Origin of the sequence: Pseudonocardia endophytica (assembly GCF_004339565.1) — a bacterium.
Classification (GTDB): domain Bacteria; phylum Actinomycetota; class Actinomycetes; order Mycobacteriales; family Pseudonocardiaceae; genus Pseudonocardia; species Pseudonocardia endophytica.
Window position 1 is genome coordinate 2,985,855 of sequence record NZ_SMFZ01000002.1, and the last position, 21,641, is coordinate 3,007,495.

The window sequence follows — 21,641 nt, forward strand, 5'->3', positions numbered from 1 at the left end:
GCCGTTCGGGTGTTCGTAGCGGGTGGTCCTACTGGTTCGGCGTATCGGGACACATCCGCCGTCCGTGTGCCAGAGTGGATCGCGGGAGGGACGCGGATGGCGATTCCGGGCACGTCGCGCGGGCGGAAGGCCTATCGGCCGCTGCTGGCGGCCGGGTTCGTGGCGTTCTGGATCGCGGGAGTGGGGATCGCGATCGCGGCCTCCGGCGAGCGCGGCGCCGGCTCCGAGGCCGAGCTGGTCACCCGGGCGTCGGACGCCCTGCGCGCCGGCGACGCGTCCGCGTTCGACGAGGTGCTGCTCGACGGCGCCGACCGTGCGTTCGCCGGGGACTACGTCGACCGGATGCGGGCGGCCGGGACGCCCGAGGTGGTGCGCGAGGGGCCCGGCGTCGCCGTCGTCCGGTCCGGGACGGTGGCGACCACGCTGTCGATCACCGAGGAACGGGACCGCTGGTACCTCAGCCTGCTGCCACCAGCTCGCTGAGGTCGGTGCGGAACTGCATCGAGCGGTACGGCCAGTTCGTGCCGGTGTTCCACTGGCTGACCACGAGGTGCAGGTCGGACAGCGTCGAACCGGGCACGACGTAGCCGCCGTAGAGCTGGGCGACGTGCCCGCGGGCGTGGTCCTCGGCGTCCCACGAGCAGCCGTGCAGGACCGTCGCCCGTGGAGCGCGGTAGAGGTCGGCGTTCGGCCGGTCCAGCAGCAGGGAGTCGATCCGGTAGTTCCCGGCGTCGAAGAACGTCAGCAGCCAGTGCAGCGTGCCGTCCGGGCCGGGGACGCGGCGCAGGTTCAGCTCGCCGAGCGCGCCCGGGATCGTGATCGTCGCCGGGTTGCCCCACGCCCAGCGCTCGTCGGCGAACCCCCACGGCTCCCACGCGTCCGGGTCGGTGATCGACTCGGCGGGTACCCGGTGCAGCAGCAGCCCGGCGTTGCGCTGGAAGCCGGTGGTGTAGGCGTAGACGTACCCGTCGTCGCCGTGGCACCAGGTGAGCTGCTGGAACAGCCCGGCGCAGTGGTCACCCGGGCGTTCGCACCCGGTCCGTTCCCAGGTGACGCCGTTGTCGGTGGACGCGAGCACCTCGGTCCAGAGCACGTTGCCGAGGCCGCGGTTGGCCATGGCGTGCAGGTACATCGTGTCGCCGACGGTGATCACGTCGGCGGGCAGGATCGTGGTGATCCGCCGCTTCCACATCCACCCTGCGGGCGGGTGGTCGACGAGCTGGCAGGCGTACGCCTTGCGGTCGCCTCCCGAGCCGGTCCAGAGCAGCCCGCCCGGCGAGGTGGCGCTGCGCGGGTCGGCGAACAGCACGACGGGGGAACGCCAGCCGGGGCCGCCGACCCCCGCGTCGTCGAACGTGTCGCCGAACACCGCGACCAGCCGCCCGTCGGGGGCCGTCGTCATGATGCCCAGGTCGGTGCCGCCGACCCCGAACGCGTCGGTGAGGCCGGGGCCGGTCAGGTCGGCGATCTTCGTCGTGGGTGGCACGGGCCCCACGGTAGTGACGCCGGGATCCTGCGCGCCGGGCCCGGCTCAGCGGCGGTAGCCGTTGATGGCCGTCCGGGTGGCGGGGTCGGCGAACACGTCGCCGAACACGTCGATGCTGGCCGTGACGCTGTCCGCGATGCCGTGGTTGCGCCACGTCTCGAACAGGCCCTTCTGCGCCGCGATCACCTCGCGGGTCGGAGCGGTCAGGCGCCCGACGAGGTCGTCGACGGCCTCGTCGAGCAGCTCCGGCGACACCAGCCGGTTGATCAGGCGCGACGGGCCGAGCTCGTCGAGCGTGTAGAGGTCGCCGGTCAGGATCAGCTCGTGGGCCAGCGCCGGTCCGAGGAACGACGGCAGCAGCGCCGCGTCCGCGATCGACGGGATGCCGAGCTTCACCTCGGGGAGCCCGACCCGGACGCCCGGGTGCGCCACCCGCACGTCGCAGGCCAGCGCGAGCTCGAACGCGATGCCGACGCACGTGCCGTTGAGGCGGGCGACGGTCGCGACCGGGCAGCGCCGCACGGCGTCCAGCATCGCCGCGACGCGGCCGATGAACGCCCGCCCGCCGGACGGCTCCATCTCGCGGAACGTGTCCAGGTGCATGCCGGCGCAGAACGAGCGGTCCCCGCTGCCGGTGATCACGACGGCCCGGGTGTCCGGCCCGATGCCGCGCACGGCCTCGGCGAGCGCGTCGACGTCGTCGGCACGCAGCGCGTTGGCGTTCTCCGGCCGGTCCAACGTGATCCGCCGGACCGTCCCGTCGTCCTGCACCCTCGGCGAGTTCATCCGCCGATCGTGACACGGGGTAGGGCGCCGCTCAGGTCCGGTCGCCGGGCTCCTGTGGCTCGCCGTCGCGACGGGCGCTGATCGTGGGGTCGTCCGACGGCGGGCCGGATCCCGCCGCGTCCGGGTACGGCACCACCGGGTACGACGGTCCGGGCTCCGGTCCGCTGCCCGGGTACCGCTGCGTGGCCGGGTACCCCGGGTACTGCCGGGTGGCGGGATGCGGCTGGTTGCCCGGGGACTGCCGGGTGCTCGGGTACGGGCCGGGGTGGTGCGGCGGGTAGGCGCCGTACGGGCCGGGGTACGCCGCCTGCGGCGGGAGCCTGCGGCGACCGGCCAGCAGCATGACCAGCCCGCCGACCAGACCGACGACGAGCAGGGCGCCGGTCGCGATCGCCCCCCCGACGACCCCGAAGATCGATCCGACCGTCCGGGTGCTGACCACGAGCTGGTCCCCGAGCGTCGACTCCCGGTTGTCACCGACGATGCGGTACGAGCCGGTCTCGGTGGCGGTGAACGTGCCGACCCGGGACCCCACCCGGGTGCCCGACGTGTAGTTCTCGGAGAACCCCGGACGGGTCACCGGCACCGACGCGCCGGACGGGGCGGTGAGCGACCGGACCGTGGCCGGTGAGCCGGTCGTGCCGTTGGTGGTCTCGGAGTAGACGGCGTACTCGCCCGGCTCCGAGACGAGCACGTCGCCCCCGCCGGAGGGGACGCGCTGGTCCTCCGGCTGCCCGGCGTACGAGATCGCCGACCAGGCCGTCGCGCCCGCGACCAGAAGGAACACGGCGAGCCACACGATCAGCGCGATCCGCCCGCCACGGGAGCGCCGCGCCTGCGGGGGATGGACCGGACCGGACATGCGACACAGGATGGCCGGTCCGGAGCGGGAGGTGTCCCGTCCGAACGGGCGGTTCAGTGCGACAGCGTCAGCAGCTGCTCGTAGAACCCGCCGATCCGCCGCTCCCGGTCCACCAGATGGATCTCCAGGATCCAGTGGCACTGCCTGCCGGACGGGTCGGTGCGCCGCATCGCGTGCGTGCTGCCCGGCGTGATGTAGGACTCGATCCGCTCCCCGTCGATCCACTCGTGCGGGAACTCGCCGACCAGGTGCCCGCTGTGGTGGCCGCCGAACGTCCAGCCGTGCTCCTCGGCCAGCCCGCAGACGTGCCGGTAGAGCTCCTCGCCGCTGATCTCCGGGTGCGCCTCGAAGTGCGCCCGGCCTGCGTCGAACACCAGGGGGAGGTCGTCGCGCAGCTTCTGCTTCAGCGGGTCGTCACCGAGCACGTACGTGCGACCGACGTCCGCCTCCCACTCGTGGAAGATCGGCCCGAAGTCGCAGAACACGATGTCGTCGGCCTCGATCACGCGGTCCGGCGGGTTCTCGGCGTACGGCTGCAACGTGTTCTCCCCGGAGCGCACGACCCGCTTGTGCCAGTGCCGGTCGGTGCCGAACAGCTCGGCGCCGAGATCGCGGACGCGGTCGCTGACCTCCTTCTCGGTCCGGCCGGCCTCGATCAGGCCGCGGCGGCTCGTCTCGTCGAACAGCTCGATCGCCATCTTCTCGGCCTCGACGAGCCTGCGTGCACGCTCGTCCTCGGCAACGTCGGTCGTCATCGCAGAGCCTCCACTCCGGTGGCGGCGCGCACGGCGCCGGCGAACGTGTCCGGGTCCTCGACCGGGACGAAGTGCCCGACCCCGTCGGCCGGGACGACCGACACGTCGGCGAAGAACTCGTCAAGCCGGTCCGACCAGGCCCGCGGGAACAGCGGGTCGTGCTCCGGCCAGACGAACGTCGTCGGCACCGTGATCCGGTCGGCCGGGTCGGGGACGGTCTCGGCCAGCGATCGCGCGACAACCCCGCCCCCGGCGCGGTACCAGCCGATCGAGGCGACGAACGCCCCCGCGGGCCCGTACACCGACGCCATGTGGTCCAGCCGGGAGTCGTCCGGTGTGAACGCCGGGCCGGACCAGTGCGACCAGAAGTGCCCGACGTAGTCCCGCGCCGCCTCCGGCTTCCCGTCGACGAGCCGCTCGGCGAGGTCGAGCTGGTGGAACGACTGGTACCAGAACTCGGCGAACGGGGCCTCGCCGAGGATCCGCTGACCGACGCCCGGCGCCGGCGGGGTGACGACGAGCGCGCGCAGCAGGTCCGGGCGGTTCTTCGCGAGCTGCTGGCCGACGCGGCTGCCGACGTCGTAGCCGCCGACGACGATCTCCGCGATCCCGAGCTCCTCGACGAGCCCTGCGACGCTGCGTGCCTGCCCGGCGGGCCCGTAGAACTCGGCGGGGTCGAGGTGGTGCTTGTCCGACTCGCCGAACCCGCGCAGGTCGGGGACGACGACGTCGTGGTCGCCGGCGAGCCGCTCGGCGACGGCGCCCATGTCGGTGCGGTCCCCGGGCCAGCCGTGCAGCAGGACGACGGTCGGGCGCCCGGGCGCCGGTGACCCGTGCCGGTCGTAGGTCAGGGTGAAGCCGTCGACCGGGGATCCGGTGGGCATGCAGGCTCCTGGGTGCTCGGTCGGTGCGTGTGCCTCCGGACTACCACCGTGACGCGGGTCGCGCAGCACACAGCTGATTCTCAGGCGTGGCCGGGCAACCGCGGACCGTGATCCGCCGTCGTAGGAGGTGTATCGGGCGGAGCGGCCGCCCGGGTGATCGTGAAGGGGTTCGCGGAGATGGTGGTGCTGGCGGTTCTGATGGCGGTCCTGGTGGTGGCCGGGCTGGTGGCGACCGCGGCCGTGTCACGGGACACGGCAACCCGTCGCCGGGAGTGGAAGGCGAACGCCGCCGCGGTGCGGCTGCGCAACGAGCAGCGCGCCCACGAGCGCGACCTGCGGTTCGGCGTCCCGGCGCCGCGCCAGTCCCGTGAGGACTCCGGGTACTGGCTCGTCGACCACTGAGTCGATACCGATCGTCACCGGAACCGCTGCGCGCCATCGCCCGGAACGGTTCCGATGCCGGATCCGGCCACCTAGAGTGACCCGGATAATTCCGGCACGACGACAGGGGGCCCGCCGTGTCCACACCGACCGTCGGGGAGAAGCACCGGCTACCGGTCCGCACGCTCGTCGCAGCGTCCATCGGGAACGCCGTCGAGTGGTACGACTGGACGATCTACGCGACGTTCTCCATCTACTTCGCGACCCAGATCTTCCCGCCCGGCAACGAGGCGCTCGCGCTGATCTCGACGCTGGCCACCTACGCGCTGGCGTTCTTCTTCCGCCCGCTCGGCGGGTTCATCCTCGGCCGGTTCGCCGACCTGCGCGGTCGCCGGACGGCGATGCTCGTGACGATCCTGCTGATGGCGGGCGGATCGGTGGTCATCGGGATCCTGCCGACGTTCGAGATGGTCGGCTGGCTCGCGCCGGTCCTGCTGCTGGTGGCCCGGATCGCGCAGGGCATGTCGCTCGGCGGTGAGGTGTCGAACGCGTCGGCCTACCTCGGCGAGATCGCGCCCGCCGCGCACCGCGGGCGCTACTCGTCGTTCTTCTACATCTCGACGGGTGCGGCCGTCCTGATCGCCTCGGTGCTCGGTTTCGTGCTGTCCGCCACGCTCTCCGACGACCAGCTGTCGTCCTGGGGCTGGCGGGTCCCGTTCCTGATCGGCGGCGTGCTCGGCCTGATCGGGCTCTGGATGCGCCGCAGCATGGCCGAGACCGAGCAGTTCGAGCAGAACAAGAGCACCGCGGCCCGGATCCGGAACCCGCTGATGCTGACCCTGCGGGAGCACCCGAAGGCCGTCGGGCAGCTCGTCGGCTTCACGCTGCTCTCGACGCTCTGCTACTACACGTTCTTCTCCGCACTGACCCCGTTCGCGACGAAGTCCCGCGGCGCCGACGCGACCGACGTGTTCCTGGCCCTCTCGATCGCGACGGCGCTGTTCGTGGCGCTGCAGTACCCGATGGGCATCCTGTCCGACCGGCGCGGGCGCAAACCGCAGCTCCTGGCCTGGTCGGCGGCGACGGCGGTGCTGATCGTGCCGCTGTCGTTCCTGATCGGGCCGGGGTTCTGGAACCTGCTCGTGGTGTTCGTCGTCGGGCTCGGGCTGTACACGGCGATGACCTCGATCGCACCGGCGATCATGAGCGAGCTGTTCCCGACGGAACTGCGCGGCCTGGGCATCGGGGCCTGGTACAACCTGACGGTCGCGGTGTTCGGCGGAACGGCGCCCCTGGTCGTGCAGTCGCTGCAGGAGGCCGGGCTGGCCCTCTGGTTCTTCGTCTACGTGGCCGTCGGCGCCGCGATCGCGTTCGTGGCGATCCTGACCCTGCCGGAGACGAAGGGGTCCGTGCTGCGCTGAGGCCGTCGCACAGGTACTGGTGCCCTCGCACACGCTCGGGCACGTGCGAGGGCACCGGAACGTGTGCGACGACGGGTCAGGCGGGCACGGCAGGGCGCATCCGGACGGCGAGTTCGTGCGCGACCTCCGCGGTGAGCGACAGGCGCTCGGCGACCGGGTGGTACCCGTCCGCCCCGACGATGACGGTGTACGTGCCCGGCGACGGTGCGACGAGGCGGTAGCGCCCGTCGTCGCCCGCCGTGGCGCGGTCGACCTGACGGCCGGTGACATCGATCAGCGTGAGGACGCTGGCGGACTCCGCGCCGTGCACCTGCCCCACGATCGCGGGCACGAGGGCAGGGGCGGGCGCCGCGGAAGCGGGTTCCTCGACGGTGTCCGCGGCCGGAGCGGCGGCCTCCTCCTCGCCGCGCGCACGGTGCGGGCGTCCGAACGGGACGATCAGGCCGGCGATCACGGCCATGCCGAGGAAGACCGCCGAGCTGACGGCGAACGCGACGCCGTAGCCGTGCAGCGCCGCGTCCTGCGGCGAGGCGGCACCGGTCGCGGCGAACGCGGCCCCGGCCGTCCCGGCCACGCTGGACAGCAGCGCCGTGCCGACCGATCCGCCGACCTGCTGCATCGTGTTCACCGACGCCGACGCGACGCCCGCGTCGGACGGCTCGACGCCGAGCGTCGCCGTGTTGATCGACGTCGACATCGCCGTGCCCATCCCGAGACCCATCAGGATCAGCGGTCCGAGGATGCCGCCGGCGTAGGTGACGCCCGGCTCCATCCGGGACAGCCAGAACAGCGCACCGGATCCGAGCAGCAGCCCGGCCACGATCAGCGGCTTCGGTCCGACGCGGGGGAGCAGGGTGGACGGCATCGTCGTCGACGTCGTGACGATCGAGGCGACCATCGGCAGGAACGCGACACCGGAGAGCAGGGGCGAGAACCCGAGGTTGCGCTGCAGGACGAACGTGAGGAACAGGCTGAGCGAGAACATGCCCAGCGTGAGCGCGAGGATCGTCAGGAACGCCCCGCCGCGGTTGCGGTCGAGGACCACGCGCAGCGGCAGCAGCGGCGAGCGGATCCGGCGCTGGGTCGCCACGAACACCCCGAGCAGCACGACCCCGACCGGCAGCGTCACGAGCACCACGGGCGACGACCAGCCGTCGGACTCCGCGATGCCCAGGCCGAACACCAGGCAGAACAGCCCCGCTGCGGCCAGCACCGTCCCGACCAGGTCCAGGTGCGGACGGGTGCCGGGCACGTGGCGGTCCAGCAGCACGACCGCTCCGACGATCGCGACGGCGGCGAACACCGCGTTCACGTACATGCACCAGCGCCAGTCGACGAACTGGGTGAGCGCGCCGCCGAGCAGCAGCCCGGTCGCCGCGCCGGAGCCGGCGACCGCGCTGAACACACCGAACGCGACGGCGCGGTCGCGGCCGCCGGGGAACGTCGTGGTCAGCAGCGACAGCGCGGCGGGCGCCAGCAGTGCGCCGAACACACCCTGCAGCGCGCGGGCCGCGATCAGGACGCCGACGTTCGGGGCGAGCCCGCCCAGCACGGACACGACCGCGAACCCGACCAGCCCGGTCAGGAACGCGCCGCGGCGGCCGAACACGTCGGACATCCGCCCGCCGAGCAGCAGCAGCGACCCGAACGACAGCGCGTACGCGGTCACGATCCACTGGCGCTGGGCGTCGGAGAACGCGAGGTCGAGCTGCGCGGACGGCAGCGCGATGTTGACGATCGTGTTGTCCAGGATCACCATCAGCTGGGCGATCCCGATCACCACGAGGATCCACCAGCGGCGGGTGGACGAGGGCATGCGGGCTCCAGAGGGTCGGTTCGCAGAGCGACGTCATCGACCGTATGACCTGAACCGCGCTCGAGGTCAGCGGAATTTCCGGTAGGAACCGGACCTATCGGAACCGCGTGCCGAGACTCCGGCCACACCGCCTGCCGACGGGCTACAGGCGGTTGCGGTCCTCGCCCGCCCAGCCCTCGGCGATCGGCACGGCGTACCAGACGTTCATCGTCACCGACGCGAACAGCCACTCGCCGCCGTCGACACGGGCGTAGGTGTCGGTGAACCGCGCCGACACGACGTGGCTGACGCCGTCGAACACCGGGGTGGCGAACAGATGGCTGGTGCCGGTGGCGGTGGCGCCGTCGACCTCCACCGAGTGCGCGTGGATGAACTGCCGGATGAACGGTCCCCGGCCCGACGGCAGCGTCTCCGGGATCGAGGCGAAGAACTCGGTGATCGCCGCGCGGCCGGACGCGCTGCCGACCGTGTCGTAGTCCAGCTCCGCGTCGTCGGTGAACAGGGACCCGATCTCGTCCCACCGGTCGGTGTTGACGTAGTCGTGGAAGCGGTTGCGCAGCAGCTGGATGCTCTCGCGGGACTCCAGCGTGTCCACGCGGCGGCGCAGTTCGGCGAGCTCGGCGAGGAGGTCGGGTGCGGTCACCGGTCGATCGTCCTGTCCGGACGCCGGTACTGCACGTGCAGGAGGGCGGCGACCTGCCGGTACGGGTCGCGGGCGCCGGCCTCGGCCTCGGCGGCGACGAGGTCGTCGAGCTCCGACGGGCCGGGGTCGGCCCTGTGGTCGGAGAACACGCGCACGCCGTACCAGCGGAGCGGCCGCCAGCCCGCCGGGACGAGGAGCGCGTCCAGCTCCGACGGCGTGTGCATGCGGGCCGCGAGGCCGAGGCGGGTTGTGTAGTCGGGCCGGTCGAACGCCTCCAGCGCCGCCCCTGACTCACCGCGCAGGCCGGGGCGCATCGCCGGCGCGAGCCCGTTGCGCACGAGCAGCGACAGGCGGGCGTCCGGTGCCGCGACGGCGGACAGCGCGTCCAGCAGCGGCGCGGGATCGTCGAGGTACATCAGCACGCCGTGGCAGAGCACGAGGTCGAACGGGCCGGGTGCCAGCTCGGCGGCCTTCTCGCCGGGGCCGCGCACCAGACGCACGTCCACACCGGCCGCCTCGGCGTCCCCGGCGAACCGCTCCAGCAGCTCCTCCGACGGGTCGAGGCCGGTGACGGCGTGTCCCCGCCGCGCCAGAGCGAGCGCCTGCGTGCCCTGCCCGCACCCGACGTCGAGCACCCGCAGCGCGTCCGCCCCGCCCACGAGCGCCGCCACCTGGTCCGCGACGAGCCGCTGCCGGACCGTGTTGCGTGAGCGCTCCACGTTGCGCAGCCAGCCCGGCACGCCGTCCTCGAACGCCCGACCCGGTTCGGTCACGACCTGCCCTCCTCAGCCTGCCGCCAGCAGTATCACCCCGGTCAGCACGACGGCGGCGGCCACCAGCCGTCGCGCACCGAGCCGCTCGTGGAACACGAGCGCCCCGATCACCGCCCCGAACAGGATGCTCGTCTCGCGCAGCGCCGCGATCGGGGCGAGCGCCCCGCTGGTCTGGGCCCAGAGCACGAGGCCGTAGGCGAGCAGGGAGATCGCCCCGCCGGTCAGCCCGCGCACACCGGACGTGCGCAGGGCCGGGACGAACGCGCGGCCGCGCCGCCACACGGCGAACGCGACCAGCGGCGGGCCCTGCAACAGGAACATCCACCCCGTGTACGCGACGACCGGTGCCACGCCGACGCCGACGCCGTCGACGACCGTGTACCCGGCGATCATCACCCCGGTCCCCAGCGCCGCGGCGACCGCGGGCAGCTGCGCGCGGCCCGGTACGCCCCCGGCGAGCACGAGCGCGAGCAGTCCCGCCGACACGACGACGACCCCGGCCAGCTCGCGCGGCGGCAGGTCCTTCCCGAGCACGACGACCGACGCGACGGCCACCAGCCACGGCGCCGTCCCGCGGGCCAGCGGATAGACCTGCCCGAAGTCGCCGAGGCGGTAGCCGGCGAGCAGGAGCAGGTTGTAGACGACGTGGATCACCGCCGACGCGATGATCAACGGCCACGCCGCGTCCGGCACCGGACCGCCGAGCGCGGCGAGCAGGCCGCCACCCACGGTGTCCGCCGCACCGATCATCGCGAACCCGACGATCCGGTCGGGGACGGCGTGCGCGATCGCGTTCCACGCGGCGTGCAACAGCGCCGCCAGGAGGACCGCACCGACCAGGAGCGGTCCGAAGTCCGCGACGGGGAGAACAAGGCCGATCGGCCGACCGTAGCACCGGAGTTGCGTCGAACGGCCTCGTGATCGTCAGCAGACGTGACGACGCATCTGTTGCTTTTTGCGCAACGCCCGACCCGGCACTGCCGCGCCGTCCGACCTGCCCGTTCCACTGTGGAGCGTCGTGCGCTGCGACGACGGGACCGTGACCGGAGATCGCCAGGTCCGTGCGGTTGTTTCCGGACGGCTACCGGAGGGTTGCCGCCGGAAACCCGGAGAATCCGCTGGTCGACGCGCCCTTGACACGACGGATTTCCGGGCGCGACTGTGTTGCGGTCACTACAGCGTCGTTGCATATAAGGCAACACACGCAGCCGAACGTCGTCGCCGTCGGCGCACCCTCGTGTGTCCCACTCGCCACTGGCGGGTGCTGCCGCATGGGCAACGCGGGAACGTCCTCGCAGGAGAAGCACCATGGCGACCACCACCCCACGCATCGTTCTCATCGGAGCGGGCATCGTCGGCTGCGCACTGGCCGACGAGCTCACCCGGCGCGGCCACGCGCACGTCACCGTCCTCGAACAGGGCCCGCTGTTCCGCACCGGAGGGTCCACATCGCACGCACCTGGCCTGGTCTTCCAGACGACCGGCAGCCGGACCATGACCCGGCTGGCGAGCGCCACCGTCGCGAAGTACTCCGGCCTTGCGGCACAGGGCGTCCGCGGGTTCCGCGCGGTCGGCGGCCTCGAGGTCGCGTCCACGCCGGAGCGTCTGGACGACCTGCAGCGCCGGCACGGCTGGGCATCCGCGTCCGGGATCGCGACCCGCGTGCTGGACCCGTCCGAGTGCGCGGAGATCCACCCTCTGATCGACCGCGACGAGATCCTCGGCGGCCTGCACATCCCGTCCGACGGGCTCGCCGTCCCGCTGGTCGCGGCGCGGGCGCAGGCCGACGCCGCCCGCACCCGCGGCGCCACGTTCCTGCCGCACCGCCGGGTGAGCGCGATCGAGCGTTCCGGCGGCCGGGTGACGGGTGTGCGCTGCGGCGACGAGTGGTTCGCCGCGGACGTCGTCGTGTCCTGCGCCGGGATGTGGGGGCCGCTGGTCGGCGACCTCGCCGGCATCGACATCCCGCTCGTGCCGATGGCGCACCAGTACGCGAAGACGTCGCTGCTCGGCGCGCTGGAGTCGGTGCACGCGCTCGAGTCGACGACCGGCCGCGCCGACCCGGTCCTGCCGATGCTGCGCCACCAGGACGCGGACCTCTACGTGCGCGAGCACGGTGACCGGCTCGGGATCGGCGCCTACGGGCACCGCGCGATGCCGATGGACCCGCGCGAGCTGGACACGACCGACCCGGGCATGGCGATGCCGTCGGAGCGCCGGTTCACCCCCGAGGACTTCGAGCCGTCATGGGAGGCCGCGGCCGCGCTGCTGCCCTGCCTGGGCGACGCGAAGGTCGAGGAGGGGATCAACGGCGTCTTCTCGTTCACGCCGGACGGGATGCCGCTGCTCGGCGAGTCGCCGGAGCTGGGCGGCTTCTGGTCCGCCGAGGCGGTGTGGATCACGCACTCGGCGGGCGTCGCGGAGGCGGTCGCGGAGTGGATCGTGACCGGGCGCCCGGCCGTCGGCGGCGAACCGATCGACCTGTCGCCCGCCCACCTGAACCGCTTCGACGCCGAGCAGCTGGCCCCGGACGTCGTGCGCGCCAGGGCATGCCGGGCGTTCGACGAGGTCTACGACATCATCCACCCGCATGACCCGCCCGCCGTCGCGCGCCCGGTGCGCACGACGCCGTTCCATTCGCGCGAGGTCGAGCTGCGGGCCGTGTTCACCGACCAGGGCGGCTGGGAGCGTCCACTGTGGTACGACGCGAACGCGGGCCTGCCGGAGGTGTGCGAGATCGCCCCGCGGCGCGGGTGGGCGGCGCGCAACTGGTCGCCGGTCGCCGGCGCGGAGGCGCTGGTCACCCGTCGTGCGGCCGGGCTGTTCGACCTCACGCCGCTGCGACGGGTGGAGGTCACCGGCCCGCGGGCGCTGGCCTTCCTGCAGCGGCTCACGACGAACGACCTCGACAAGCCCGTCGGACGCGTCGTCTACACCCTGATGCTCGACGCCGCGGGCGGCGTGTTGGCCGACCTGACCGTGACCCGCCTCGGCGAGGAGCGGTTCCTGGTGGGGCTCACGAACCGGCTCGACGTCGCGGAGCTGCAGCGGTACCTGCCGCAGGACGGAGTCACCGTCGTCGACCGCACGGCCGAGACCTGCTGCCTGGGCATCTGGGGCCCGGCCGTCCCGGAGATCCTGGACGGGCTGGCGCCGTCGCTGGGCTTCTTCCGCGGCGCCGAGTTCGAGCTCGGCGGGATACCGGTGACCGGCCTGCGCGTCTCCTACGTCGGCGAGTACGGCTGGGAGCTGACGACCGCCAACGAGCACGCGGAAGCGTTGTGGGACAAGCTCTACACCACCGGCGCGAAGCACGGCCTTGTCGCCGCGGGCCGGCACGCGTTCTCCTCCCTGCGCCTGGAGAAGGGCTACCGGGCGTGGGGGAGCGACGTCACCACCGAGCACGGGCCGGACGCGGCGGGGCTCGGGTTCGCCGTGTCCATGGACAAGGGTCCGTTCGTCGGACGCGCGGCCGTCCATCAGGCTCGCGCGGCCGGGTCACCACCGAGACGGTTGGTCACGCTCGTGCTCGACCACTGCGGTGCCGTGCTGCACGGCCAGGAACCGGTCTACGACGTGCCGGAGGCGCGGCGGTTCACGCGCGGCCCGGTGCTGCTCGCCGACGGCGCCACGTCCGTCGGCGGCGACCAGCCGGTGATCGGCCACGTGACCGGGGCGGCGACCGGGCACACGGTCGGCGCGTCGATCGCGCACGCCTGGGTGCCCGCCGAGCGGGCCACCGCAGGCACGCGGGTCGAGGTGGAGGCGTTCGGGCGCAAGCTCGGGGCGGAGGTCGTGGACGGCCCGCTGTACGACCCGTCGATGGCCCGGATGCGGGGTGCCCGATGAGCGGCTACTCCGGTGGCTACGACGCGATCGTCGTCGGCCTGGGCGGCATGGGCTCGGCCGCGGCGTACCGGCTGGCCGAGCGCGGGCTGTCGGTGCTGGGGCTGGACAGGTTCGGCCCGGCGCACGACCGGGGGTCCAGCCACGGCGGCTCGCGGATCACGCGCCAGGCCTACTTCGAGGACCCGGCCTACGTGCCGCTGCTGCAACGGGCGGCGGAGCTGTGGGACCAGGCGTCCGTCGAGTCCGGACGGTCTCTCGTGGACTGGACCGGCGGCGTCATGGTCGGTCGCCCGGACGGCCCGACGGTGGCCGGCTCGCTGGCCAGCGCGCGGGAGTGGGGGCTGGAGCACGAGCTGCTCGAGGCTCCGGCGATCCGCTCCCGCTTCCCGCAGCTGCGCCCGTCGGACACCGACGTCGCGCTCGTGGAGCGCCGGGCGGGCGTCGTGAACCCGGAGGAGAGCGTGCGGGCGCACCTGTCGCTCGCACGCCGGGCGGGTGCCCGCCTGCACCACGGCGAGACGGTCCTGGACTGGACGTCGACCGGTCACGGCGTGCGCGTGCGCACCGACCACGGCGTCTACTCCGCCGACAAGCTCGTGCTCGCCCCCGGCGCGTGGGCGACCGAGGTGATCGCCGATCTCGGGCTCCCGTTGCAGGTGGAGCGGTACGTGCAGTTCTGGTTCGCCCCGGACGACCCGGCCGCGTTCGCCGGGCACCCGGTGTGGATCTGGGAGGGCGAGAACGACCGGCAGGCCTACGGGTTCGGCGCAGGCGAGGACGGCACGGTGAAGGTCGCGTTCTTCCGCGGCGGCGCACCGTGCGACCCGCACTCGGTCGACCGCACCGTGTACCCGGGTGAGGTCGACGAGATCGCCACGTTCGTCGGGCGACACGTGCCCGGTGCGGTCCGGAACTTCGTGCGCGCCAAGACCTGTCTCTACACCTGCACGCCCGACCACCACTTCGTGATCGCACCGCACCCCGGCCACGACGACGTCGTACTGGCCTGCGGGTTCTCCGGGCACGGCTTCAAGTTCGTCCCGGTCGTCGGCGAGATCGTCTCCGATCTCGTCGCCGACGGGGTGACCCGCCACCCGATCGGCCTGTTCGACCCCACCCGCCCCGCACTCGTCCGTACTCCGGAGCACGTCGCATGAGCAGCCTGCGGCCGACCCTGCCCGGGTCCGCCTACACCGATCCGTCCACCTTCGACTCCGAGCGGGAGCGCATCTTCGAGGCGAACTGGTTCTGCGCCGTCGCCTCGACGGACATCCCGAAGGCAGGCACGTTCCGCACCGTCACCGTCGGGCGGGAGAGCGTGCTGATCACACGCTCGCGCACCGGAGAGGCGCGCGCGTTCCTGAACGTGTGCCGCCACCGGGGCGCGATGCTCTGCACCGAGCCCGCGGGCGAGGTGCGCCGCACGTTCCGCTGCCCGTACCACGCGTGGTCCTACGACCTGGACGGCAACCTGGCCGGGGCTCCGCACCTGCCGCAGATGCCGGACGTGAACCGGGCCGAGCTCGGCCTGCACACCGTGCACCTGCGGGAGTGGGTCGGCTACGTCTGGGTGTGCCTGGCCGAGGACCCGCCGTCCTTCGAGGACAGTGTGATGGCCTCGGTGGCGGCCCGGCTCGGTGATCTGTCCGCCGTGGACCGCTACGGCATCGACGGTCTCGCGCTCGGGCAGCGGATCACCTACGACGTGGCCGCGAACTGGAAGCTCGTGATCGAGAACTTCATGGAGTGCTACCACTGCGCGACGATCCACCCGGAGCTCACCGGGGTGCTGCCGGAGTTCGCGCAGGGGTGGGCGGCGCAGGTCGGCGTCGGGCACGGCGCGCTGATGGGGGACAAGGTCGACGGGTTCACGGTCGACGGGTCCGAGGGGCTCGGGCGCCTGCCCGGGATCGACGACGAGCAGGACCGCCGCTACTTCGCCGCGACCGTCCTGCCGCAGGTGTTCCTCAACCTGGTGCCGGACCACGTGATCGTGCACCGGATGTTCCCGATGGCGCCGGACCGCACGGTCGTCGAGTGCGACTGGCTCGTCGAGCCGTCCGTCGTCGGGGCCGGTACCGACATCTCCCGCTCGGTCGAGCTGTTCGACCGGGTCAACCGCCAGGACTTCGACGCCTGCGAGCGCTGCCAGCACGGCATGTCCTCACGCAGCTACCGGTCCGGCGGCGTGCTGGTGCCGACCGAGCACCACATCGAGTCGTTCCACACGTGGGTGCGCACGCAGCTGGGCGAGTTCGTGTCCGTGCCGTCGGGGGAGGAGGGGGCCGCATGAGCATTCTCGACGCCATCGGGAACACGCCGTTGGTGCAGGTCGACGGCGTGTGGGTGAAGTGCGAGTTCCTCAACCCGTCCGGTTCGGTGAAGGCCCGGATGGCCCGGCACGTGATCGACCGGGCCTCGGAGTCCGGCCTGCTGCGGCCCGGGGACACGATCGTCGAGGCCAGCTCCGGGAACACCGGCAACGCGATGTCCATGGTCGCGGCCGTCCGTGGCTACCGGATGGTCGTGGTCACCGCGGCCGGCCTGTCGCCCGAGCGGACGGCGATCTCCCGGGCGTTCGGCGCCGAGGTGGTCGAGGTCGGGGACTTCCACGTCAACGACGCGCAGGACCTCGCCCGGACGCTCGGCGAGCAGGACGGCTGGTTCCACCCCGGGCAGTTCGACGGCGAGTGGAACGTCGAGTCCAACGCCACCGGTCTCGGTCCGGAGATCCTGGGTGGACTCCCGTCCACACCGGACGCCGTGGTCTGCGGCATCGGGACCGGCGGCACGCTCGTCGGGGTCGGGCGGGCGTTCCGCACGGCCAACCCCGGCTGCGCCGTGATCGGCGTGGAGCCGTCCGGGTCGCGAACGTTGTGCTGCGGCGAGATCGGGCGGCACCGCATCGAGGGGATCTCCGACGGGTTCGTCCCCGGCATCGTGGACCGGCACCGCTCGGAGATCGACGACGTGGTGGACGTCGCCGACGTCGACGCGCTCGCCGAGACGGCGCGCCTGGCCCGCGAGTTCGGCGTGTTCGTCGGACCGAGCACGGGCGCGCACCTCGTCGTGGCCCGCTCGTGGCTGGCGGCCCACCCGGGAACGACCGTGGTCACGTTCGCCAGCGACGAGGGCGAGAAGTACCTGTCCGAGATCGCCGCGACCGGGGCGGAGGCGGAGGCCACGACCGCGGCGTGACCGGCAGCCGGACCTCACGACCACCCGCCACCTCGCATGATCGGCGGATGGGGCCGGATCAGGGCGGAATCCTGCCCTGATCCGGACGGTCGTGCCGATCACGTGGCCAGGCCCGGACCAGCAGCGGCGCCACCCGCACCGCATGATCGGCGGATCGGTCCGGATCGGGGTCAGATCCCGCCGCGGTCCGGACCTGTTCGTCGATCAAGGTGCCGCGATCGGAGCCACCCCCCGGTACGGTCGGCCCATGACCGACCTCGCGAATCCGTCGGAGACCCTGCGTCGCCTGGAGTACGGCGCCACGATCGACGAGGCGCTGGAGTTCTTCGACGCGCTGCCCGCCGTGACCGTGCCGCAGATGCTCGGCAACTGGAGCGGTGGCGAGGTCCCGACCGGCAACCCGATGGACGGCCTGCTCGGCCGCTTCGGCTGGCACGGCAAGCGGTTCGACTCGCCGGAGGACGTGCACCCGCTCGTCATGGTGCGCGACGGCGGCGGGCGGTTCTCGTTGAACCCGGCGCTGGTCCCGCTGCCGACGCTGCTGCGCTACCCGGCGGCGCTGCGCAACGCGACGCTGGCCCGGATCGCCCGCACGGCGGGCCCGTTGCTCGCGACGACGGCGCCGACGGCGCGGCTGCGGATGACCGAGTACCGCGGCGTCGTCAGCGCCACGATGTGCTACGACGCCCTGCCGATCCACGACGTGTTCCGGCTCGTCGACGACGACACCGTCCTCGGCCTGATGGACCTGCGCGGCCTGGAGCAGCCGTTCGTGTTCGTCCTGCGCCGGGAGTGAGCCGCGACAGCGACCGCAGGACCCGGATCGTGACCGGTCACGCCGGCGGGTCGACGATCTGGACGACGCCGTCGGCCGTGCCGGTGACGAACAGCCGTCCGGTCTGCGGGTCGACGGCGACCGTGTTCGGCTGGCGGACCGTCGGGATCCGGGCGATCTCGCGTGGTGTCGGGTCCGCCATGTCGAAGCCGACGACCTGGTTCGCGGCGGTCACCGTGACCCACAGCCGGTCGCGCTGCGGGTCGTAGGTGAGGCCGTACGGCTCGCCCGGCACGGCGACCTGCCCGACCTGGCGCGGCGTGCCGGACGGGTCGAACACGAGCACCTGCCCGCCGCGGGTGTCCGTCGCGATCATGCGCCCGCGCCTGTCCGCCACCAGGTGCGTGGGTCCGGCGCCGGCGGGCAGCTCCCGGACGCCGGCGAACGTGCCGTTCTCGTAGATCGTCAGCGAGTTGTCCCGGACGTCGATCAGCCCGGTGCGGTCGCCGACCGGTGCCAGCCCGGCGGGTTGGGTGACGTCGGTGAACGTGTGCACGACCTGGTCCCCGCGTACGACGACGACGCTGCCGCCCGCCTCGTTCGCCACGTAGACGTCGCCGTTCGTGGCCCTGGTCGCGTCGTGCGGCATCGTCCCGGTCATCACCTGCGACCGGGCCGGCCCGTTCGGCAGCGCGACCCGGATCAGCGAGTTCGAGCTCTCGTCCGGCACCAGGACCGACCTGCCCGGCTCGTCGACCTGCAGGTGACGCAGTACGCCCGGCAGCGGCACCCGGCTCGCGACGGCGCCCGAGTCGGCGTCGAGCAGCACGAGCTGGTTCGGGTCGCGCACCCCGACGGCGACCCGCCTGCTCGGCCCGTCGGCCACGATCCCCTCCGGCAGCGCTCCGACCGGCACCGTGCGCCCTGCCGGACGGGCGGTGACCGGTGGTGAGGTGGCCGGCTCGGCCGGGGGCGGGAGCGGCTCGGCGAACCGTGCCGGGACGCCGGCCACGCCGGGAGACGCCGGGGCCTCGGTCGGCGGGGCGGGGGTCTGCGGATCGCTGGAGCAGGCCGCGCTGACGGCCAGCGCCGCGACGATGAGGAGCAGGGGAGCTCGGCGTGCCATGAGGGGCCCTTCGATCGCCGTGGCCCGACGGTTCGGACGAGTCGGTCGCCGGTCGGTGATCGGCGGGACCGGTCGGATCGCGCCGGTGGTGTCGTGCTGGTGCCACGTGCGCCGATCATGAGGGCGGCGTCGGCCGGTGATCAGCGGGACTGGCCGGATCGCGCCACTGGTGTCGTGTTGCTGCCGGTTGCGCCGATCATGGCCGGGGTCGGCGCGCGGGCGCGACGGCGTCCAGGGCCGCGTCGAGATCGGCGATCAGGTCGTCGGGCTCCTCGATACCGACCGAGAACCGCAGGTGACCGCGCTCCTGGAACTCGGTGGGCCAGTACGCCGCGCGGCCCCGTGTGCCGGCGCCGACGTGGACGATCAGCGACTCGTCGTGCCCGACGGAGACGGCCGAGGTGATCACCTTCAGCTCGGCGACGAAACGGTTCTGCAGGTCGGCGTCCCCGTCCAGGGCGAACGCGATCATCCCGCCGTACCCCCTGCCGTCGAACAGTCGGCGCGCGAGGTCGTGCTGGGGGTGCGACGGCAGCCCGGGGTACCGGACGTACGCGACGGCCGGGTGCGCGTCCAGGAACTCGGCGACGAGCCGGGCGTTCGCCTGGTGCTGGCGCAGCCGCAGCGGCAGCGTGATCGCGCCGCGGCCGATCAGCCACGCGTTGAACGGGGAGATCACGCCGCCGACGTCGACCATCGCGTCGGCACGGATCGGGTCGAGCAGGGCCTTCGCGCCGATCACCGCTCCGCCCATGGCGTCGCCGTGGCCGTTGACGTACTTGGTGAGCGAGTGGACGACGAGGTCGGCGCCACGGCTCAGCGGCCGGTACAGCGGGGGAGGGGTGAACGTGGAGTCGACGGAGAGCAGCGCGCCGGACTCGTGCGCGATCCCGGCCAGCGCCTCGACGTCGCACAGACGCGTCGTCGGGTTGGCGATCACCTCGGTGTGCACGAGCTTCGTGGTCGGGCGGATCGCGGCGCGCACGGCGTCCGGGTCGCTCGCGTCGACGAACGTGGCCTCGACGCCGTAGCGGTCGGGCAGGATCTGGGCGAACAGCCGCCAGACGGCCTCGTAGGTCACGTCCGAGACGACGGCGTGGTCACCGGTGCGCAACAGCGTGAAGAACACGGCGTGCAGGGCCGCGACGCCGGACGCCAGCACGAGCGCGTCCTCGGCCTGTTCGAGCGCGGCGAGCTTGCGCTGCAACGCGATCTGGTTGGCGCCGGAGTTGCGGGTGTAGAGCGGGACGTCGAACTGCGACCAGCTCAGCGACGACGGGTCCTCGGGCAGCGCGTAGGAGTTCGCCAGCACGAGCGGGGTGCGGATCGCGCCGGTGCCCTGGTCCACCGCGTTCCCGCCGTGCACGGCCTGCGTCGCCAGCCCGAGCGTGTCGGGTCGCTCCTTGTCCGGTCTCACCATGCATCGATCATCCGCTGCGCGGACCGGGCGGTGGCGGGGTGGTCAGCCTCCCCATGAGCCAGTCCAGTTCGGACGCGAACGTGCGGGCGGCGTACTGCCAGTTGTGCCCGCCCGGCGTCGTCCGGACCGAGCAGCGGACGTCGACCCGCTCGGCGTCCGCGCACAGGTCGGTGGCCGCGGCCCGCTGGTACGCCGGGCCGTTCGTGCCCATGTCGATCCGGCCGGCGAGGTCGGTGTAGCGGCCGTGCCTCGCGAGCACGGTGGCCGGGTCGAAGGCGGCGTAGGCGGCCGCGTCCCCGCCGAACAGGCGGGTGATCGTCTGGGTCTTCGTGCCGGCGTTCGGGGCGCGGTCGCCGGAGATGTCGTCGAACGTGCCGACCATGTCCGGGTGCATGACGGCCAGGTCCAGCGAACAGGTGCCGCCGGTGGAGAACCCGGCTGCGGCCCAGTGGGCCGGGTCCGAGGACAGTCCGAAGTGGGCGATCACGTACGGGCGGACGTCGCCGGTCAGGTGGTCGGCGGCGCGCCCGCGGGGACCGTTCACGCACTCCGTGTCGTTCTGGAACGAGCCGCTCGCGTCCGGGAACACGAGGACCGGGGCCATCCCCCCGTGCTCCGACGCGTACCGGTCGGCCACCGCGACCGCGTCCCCGGTGCGGATCCAGTCCGTGGCGACGCTGAACTCGCCGCCGAGCATCATCACGACCGGCAGGGCCGCCCGGTCACGCGCGGTGAACCAGGCGGGCGGCAGGTAGACGTACTCCTGGCGGTGCACGAAGCCGCTGGCCGTGTTCGGGACGCCGATCGGCACGACGGCACCGTTCGGCGGTGGCGTGGCCACGGGCCCGCCGAGCGCGTCCTCGTCGACCTGGTCGGGCAGCGGGGCGCCGGTCACCTGCGCGTAGGCCACGGCCGTCGACGGGACGTAGCCGACCCACTGGTTGAGCACGACCGTCCCGGCGATCGCGGCCAGCGGGATCGCCAGGACGGCGACCCCGCGGCGCCACCAGCGTGCCCGTCGCCATCCGGTCACGGCGAGCGCGAGCGCCGCGACGACCGCGCCCGCCCACACCCACAACGTCGCCGGCGCCGGATCCGCCACGAGCCCGGCCGCGCCCGCGATCCCGGCCGCCGTGAACGCCGTCGCCACGCCGAGGACCGCGGCCAGCGGTACCCACGCGACCCACCACCGTCGTCCTCGACGGGCGAGCACGGCGATCAGGGCGAGCGCGGCGACGAACTGAACGGCGAGCGGGAGCCAGCCGTGCACGAGCGAGACGTCCACGCCACGAGGATCGTCCTCGACCGACGTGGTGTGACGCAGGTGTGACCGACGCGCCGGAGATCGTGGGACGGTCGGCGATCCCGGCCGGTTTCCGCCACGATCCGGACAGGTCAGGCGATCAACGCCGTTCGCCCGCGACGGACCGCCCACCCGGCGGTTGCCCCGCCGGACCGGTTCGCGA

At 73.0% G+C, this 21,641-nt stretch carries 20 protein-coding genes; 8 read left to right on the top strand and 12 right to left on the bottom strand.

The window, feature by feature from the left end; translation table 11 throughout:
* The first annotated feature begins 96 nt into the window (after positions 1 to 96).
* Positions 97 to 483, top strand: coding sequence for a hypothetical protein (locus tag EV378_RS32665; RefSeq protein WP_132431551.1), 387 nt, complete (start codon positions 97 to 99; stop codon positions 481 to 483).
* On the opposite strand, the gene EV378_RS32670 is transcribed toward EV378_RS32665, so the two are convergent.
* From EV378_RS32670 to EV378_RS32690, 5 genes are read right to left on the bottom strand one after another with little or no spacing between them, the layout of a single operon-like run.
* Positions 458 to 1,486: a DUF4185 domain-containing protein gene (locus EV378_RS32670; protein WP_132431553.1), complete on the bottom strand. Its 1,029-nt coding sequence runs from the start codon at positions 1,484 to 1,486 to the stop codon at positions 458 to 460. The two genes, EV378_RS32665 and EV378_RS32670, sit on opposite strands and share 26 nt — an antisense overlap.
* Positions 1,487 to 1,531: 45 nt before the next feature.
* Positions 1,532 to 2,272, bottom strand: a complete 741-nt coding sequence (locus EV378_RS32675) for an enoyl-CoA hydratase/isomerase family protein (RefSeq protein WP_132431555.1) — start codon at positions 2,270 to 2,272, stop codon at positions 1,532 to 1,534.
* A gap of 31 nt (positions 2,273 to 2,303) precedes the next feature.
* Positions 2,304 to 3,134, bottom strand: coding sequence for a hypothetical protein (locus tag EV378_RS32680; protein WP_132431557.1), 831 nt, complete (start codon positions 3,132 to 3,134; stop codon positions 2,304 to 2,306).
* Positions 3,135 to 3,187: 53 nt separating this feature from the next.
* Complete coding sequence (locus EV378_RS32685; protein WP_132431559.1) at positions 3,188 to 3,889, bottom strand: M24 family metallopeptidase; 702 nt, start codon at positions 3,887 to 3,889, stop codon at positions 3,188 to 3,190.
* Positions 3,886 to 4,773 (bottom strand): alpha/beta fold hydrolase, encoded by an 888-nt coding sequence (locus EV378_RS32690; protein WP_132431561.1) that lies wholly within the window; start codon positions 4,771 to 4,773, stop codon positions 3,886 to 3,888. Before EV378_RS32690 ends, EV378_RS32685 begins: the two co-directional genes overlap by 4 nt.
* 153 nt (positions 4,774 to 4,926) lie before the next feature.
* Here EV378_RS32690 and EV378_RS32695 point away from each other — a divergent pair, with 153 nt between their 5' ends.
* Both EV378_RS32695 and EV378_RS32700 read left to right on the top strand, forming a co-directional pair.
* On the top strand, positions 4,927 to 5,175 hold the full coding sequence (locus tag EV378_RS32695) for a hypothetical protein (protein WP_132431563.1): 249 nt from the start codon (positions 4,927 to 4,929) through the stop codon (positions 5,173 to 5,175).
* Positions 5,176 to 5,291: 116 nt separating this feature from the next.
* Positions 5,292 to 6,575: an MFS transporter gene (locus EV378_RS32700; RefSeq protein WP_132431564.1), complete on the top strand. Its 1,284-nt coding sequence runs from the start codon at positions 5,292 to 5,294 to the stop codon at positions 6,573 to 6,575.
* A 76-nt stretch (positions 6,576 to 6,651) separates the two neighbouring features.
* Here EV378_RS32700 and EV378_RS32705 read toward each other — a convergent pair whose 3' ends face one another.
* From EV378_RS32705 to EV378_RS32720, 4 genes are all read right to left on the bottom strand, one after another.
* Positions 6,652 to 8,391, bottom strand: a complete 1,740-nt coding sequence (locus EV378_RS32705; RefSeq protein WP_132431565.1) for an MFS transporter — start codon at positions 8,389 to 8,391, stop codon at positions 6,652 to 6,654.
* A 142-nt stretch (positions 8,392 to 8,533) separates the two neighbouring features.
* Positions 8,534 to 9,034, bottom strand: a complete 501-nt coding sequence (locus tag EV378_RS32710) for a nuclear transport factor 2 family protein (protein WP_132431566.1) — start codon at positions 9,032 to 9,034, stop codon at positions 8,534 to 8,536.
* A complete protein-coding gene (locus tag EV378_RS32715; RefSeq protein ID WP_207908929.1) occupies positions 9,031 to 9,807 on the bottom strand; it encodes a class I SAM-dependent methyltransferase in 777 nt (258 codons plus the stop codon). The genes EV378_RS32710 and EV378_RS32715 overlap by 4 nt, the downstream gene beginning before the upstream one ends.
* Positions 9,808 to 9,819: 12 nt before the next feature.
* The gene (locus tag EV378_RS32720) at positions 9,820 to 10,617 is read right to left on the bottom strand and encodes an EamA family transporter (protein WP_243653871.1); all 798 of its coding nucleotides are present in this window, start codon (positions 10,615 to 10,617) and stop codon (positions 9,820 to 9,822) included.
* A 498-nt stretch (positions 10,618 to 11,115) separates the two neighbouring features.
* On the opposite strand from EV378_RS32720, the gene EV378_RS32725 reads away from it, so the two are divergent.
* From EV378_RS32725 to EV378_RS32745, 5 genes are all read left to right on the top strand, one after another.
* The gene (locus tag EV378_RS32725) at positions 11,116 to 13,656 is read left to right on the top strand and encodes a GcvT family protein (protein WP_132431567.1); all 2,541 of its coding nucleotides are present in this window, start codon (positions 11,116 to 11,118) and stop codon (positions 13,654 to 13,656) included.
* Complete coding sequence (gene solA / locus EV378_RS32730; RefSeq protein WP_132431568.1) at positions 13,653 to 14,813, top strand: N-methyl-L-tryptophan oxidase; 1,161 nt, start codon at positions 13,653 to 13,655, stop codon at positions 14,811 to 14,813. The genes EV378_RS32725 and solA overlap by 4 nt, the downstream gene beginning before the upstream one ends.
* Positions 14,810 to 15,949, top strand: coding sequence for an aromatic ring-hydroxylating oxygenase subunit alpha (locus EV378_RS32735; protein ID WP_132431570.1), 1,140 nt, complete (start codon positions 14,810 to 14,812; stop codon positions 15,947 to 15,949). The genes solA and EV378_RS32735 overlap by 4 nt, the downstream gene beginning before the upstream one ends.
* Positions 15,946 to 16,854, top strand: coding sequence for a PLP-dependent cysteine synthase family protein (locus EV378_RS32740; protein WP_132431572.1), 909 nt, complete (start codon positions 15,946 to 15,948; stop codon positions 16,852 to 16,854). Before EV378_RS32735 ends, EV378_RS32740 begins: the two co-directional genes overlap by 4 nt.
* Before the next feature lie 247 nt (positions 16,855 to 17,101).
* Positions 17,102 to 17,650 (top strand): DUF4334 domain-containing protein, encoded by a 549-nt coding sequence (locus EV378_RS32745; RefSeq protein ID WP_132431574.1) that lies wholly within the window; start codon positions 17,102 to 17,104, stop codon positions 17,648 to 17,650.
* Between the two features lie 37 nt (positions 17,651 to 17,687).
* Here EV378_RS32745 and EV378_RS32750 read toward each other — a convergent pair whose 3' ends face one another.
* The 3 genes from EV378_RS32750 to EV378_RS32760 all read right to left on the bottom strand — a co-directional run bounded on the left by EV378_RS32750 (position 17,688) and on the right by EV378_RS32760 (position 21,460).
* A complete protein-coding gene (locus EV378_RS32750; protein ID WP_132431576.1) occupies positions 17,688 to 18,755 on the bottom strand; it encodes a YncE family protein in 1,068 nt (355 codons plus the stop codon).
* A 196-nt stretch (positions 18,756 to 18,951) separates the two neighbouring features.
* Positions 18,952 to 20,175, bottom strand: a complete 1,224-nt coding sequence (locus EV378_RS32755) for a trans-sulfuration enzyme family protein (RefSeq protein ID WP_132431578.1) — start codon at positions 20,173 to 20,175, stop codon at positions 18,952 to 18,954.
* Between the two features lie 7 nt (positions 20,176 to 20,182).
* Positions 20,183 to 21,460 carry an alpha/beta hydrolase gene (locus EV378_RS32760; RefSeq protein ID WP_132431580.1) on the bottom strand — a complete coding sequence of 426 codons (1,278 nt, stop codon included), beginning with the start codon at positions 21,458 to 21,460 and terminating at the stop codon, positions 20,183 to 20,185.
* Between the last annotated feature and the right edge of the window lie 181 nt (positions 21,461 to 21,641).

What these genes read in the sequence shown, in the direction of transcription:
- EV378_RS32665 (WP_132431551.1), top strand. Translation starts at nt 97, where the DNA reads ATGGCGATTCCGGGCACGTCGCGCGGGCGGAAGGCCTATCGGCCGCTG.
- EV378_RS32675 (WP_132431555.1), bottom strand. Translation starts at nt 2,272, where the DNA reads ATGAACTCGCCGAGGGTGCAGGACGACGGGACGGTCCGGCGGATCACG.
- EV378_RS32680 (WP_132431557.1), bottom strand. Translation starts at nt 3,134, where the DNA reads ATGTCCGGTCCGGTCCATCCCCCGCAGGCGCGGCGCTCCCGTGGCGGG.
- EV378_RS32685 (WP_132431559.1), bottom strand. Translation starts at nt 3,889, where the DNA reads ATGACGACCGACGTTGCCGAGGACGAGCGTGCACGCAGGCTCGTCGAG.
- EV378_RS32690 (WP_132431561.1), bottom strand. Translation starts at nt 4,773, where the DNA reads ATGCCCACCGGATCCCCGGTCGACGGCTTCACCCTGACCTACGACCGG.
- EV378_RS32705 (WP_132431565.1), bottom strand. Translation starts at nt 8,391, where the DNA reads ATGCCCTCGTCCACCCGCCGCTGGTGGATCCTCGTGGTGATCGGGATC.
- EV378_RS32725 (WP_132431567.1), top strand. Translation starts at nt 11,116, where the DNA reads ATGGCGACCACCACCCCACGCATCGTTCTCATCGGAGCGGGCATCGTC.
- solA (WP_132431568.1), top strand. Translation starts at nt 13,653, where the DNA reads ATGAGCGGCTACTCCGGTGGCTACGACGCGATCGTCGTCGGCCTGGGC.
- EV378_RS32735 (WP_132431570.1), top strand. Translation starts at nt 14,810, where the DNA reads ATGAGCAGCCTGCGGCCGACCCTGCCCGGGTCCGCCTACACCGATCCG.
- EV378_RS32740 (WP_132431572.1), top strand. Translation starts at nt 15,946, where the DNA reads ATGAGCATTCTCGACGCCATCGGGAACACGCCGTTGGTGCAGGTCGAC.
- EV378_RS32745 (WP_132431574.1), top strand. Translation starts at nt 17,102, where the DNA reads ATGACCGACCTCGCGAATCCGTCGGAGACCCTGCGTCGCCTGGAGTAC.
- EV378_RS32750 (WP_132431576.1), bottom strand. Translation starts at nt 18,755, where the DNA reads ATGGCACGCCGAGCTCCCCTGCTCCTCATCGTCGCGGCGCTGGCCGTC.
- EV378_RS32755 (WP_132431578.1), bottom strand. Translation starts at nt 20,175, where the DNA reads ATGGTGAGACCGGACAAGGAGCGACCCGACACGCTCGGGCTGGCGACG.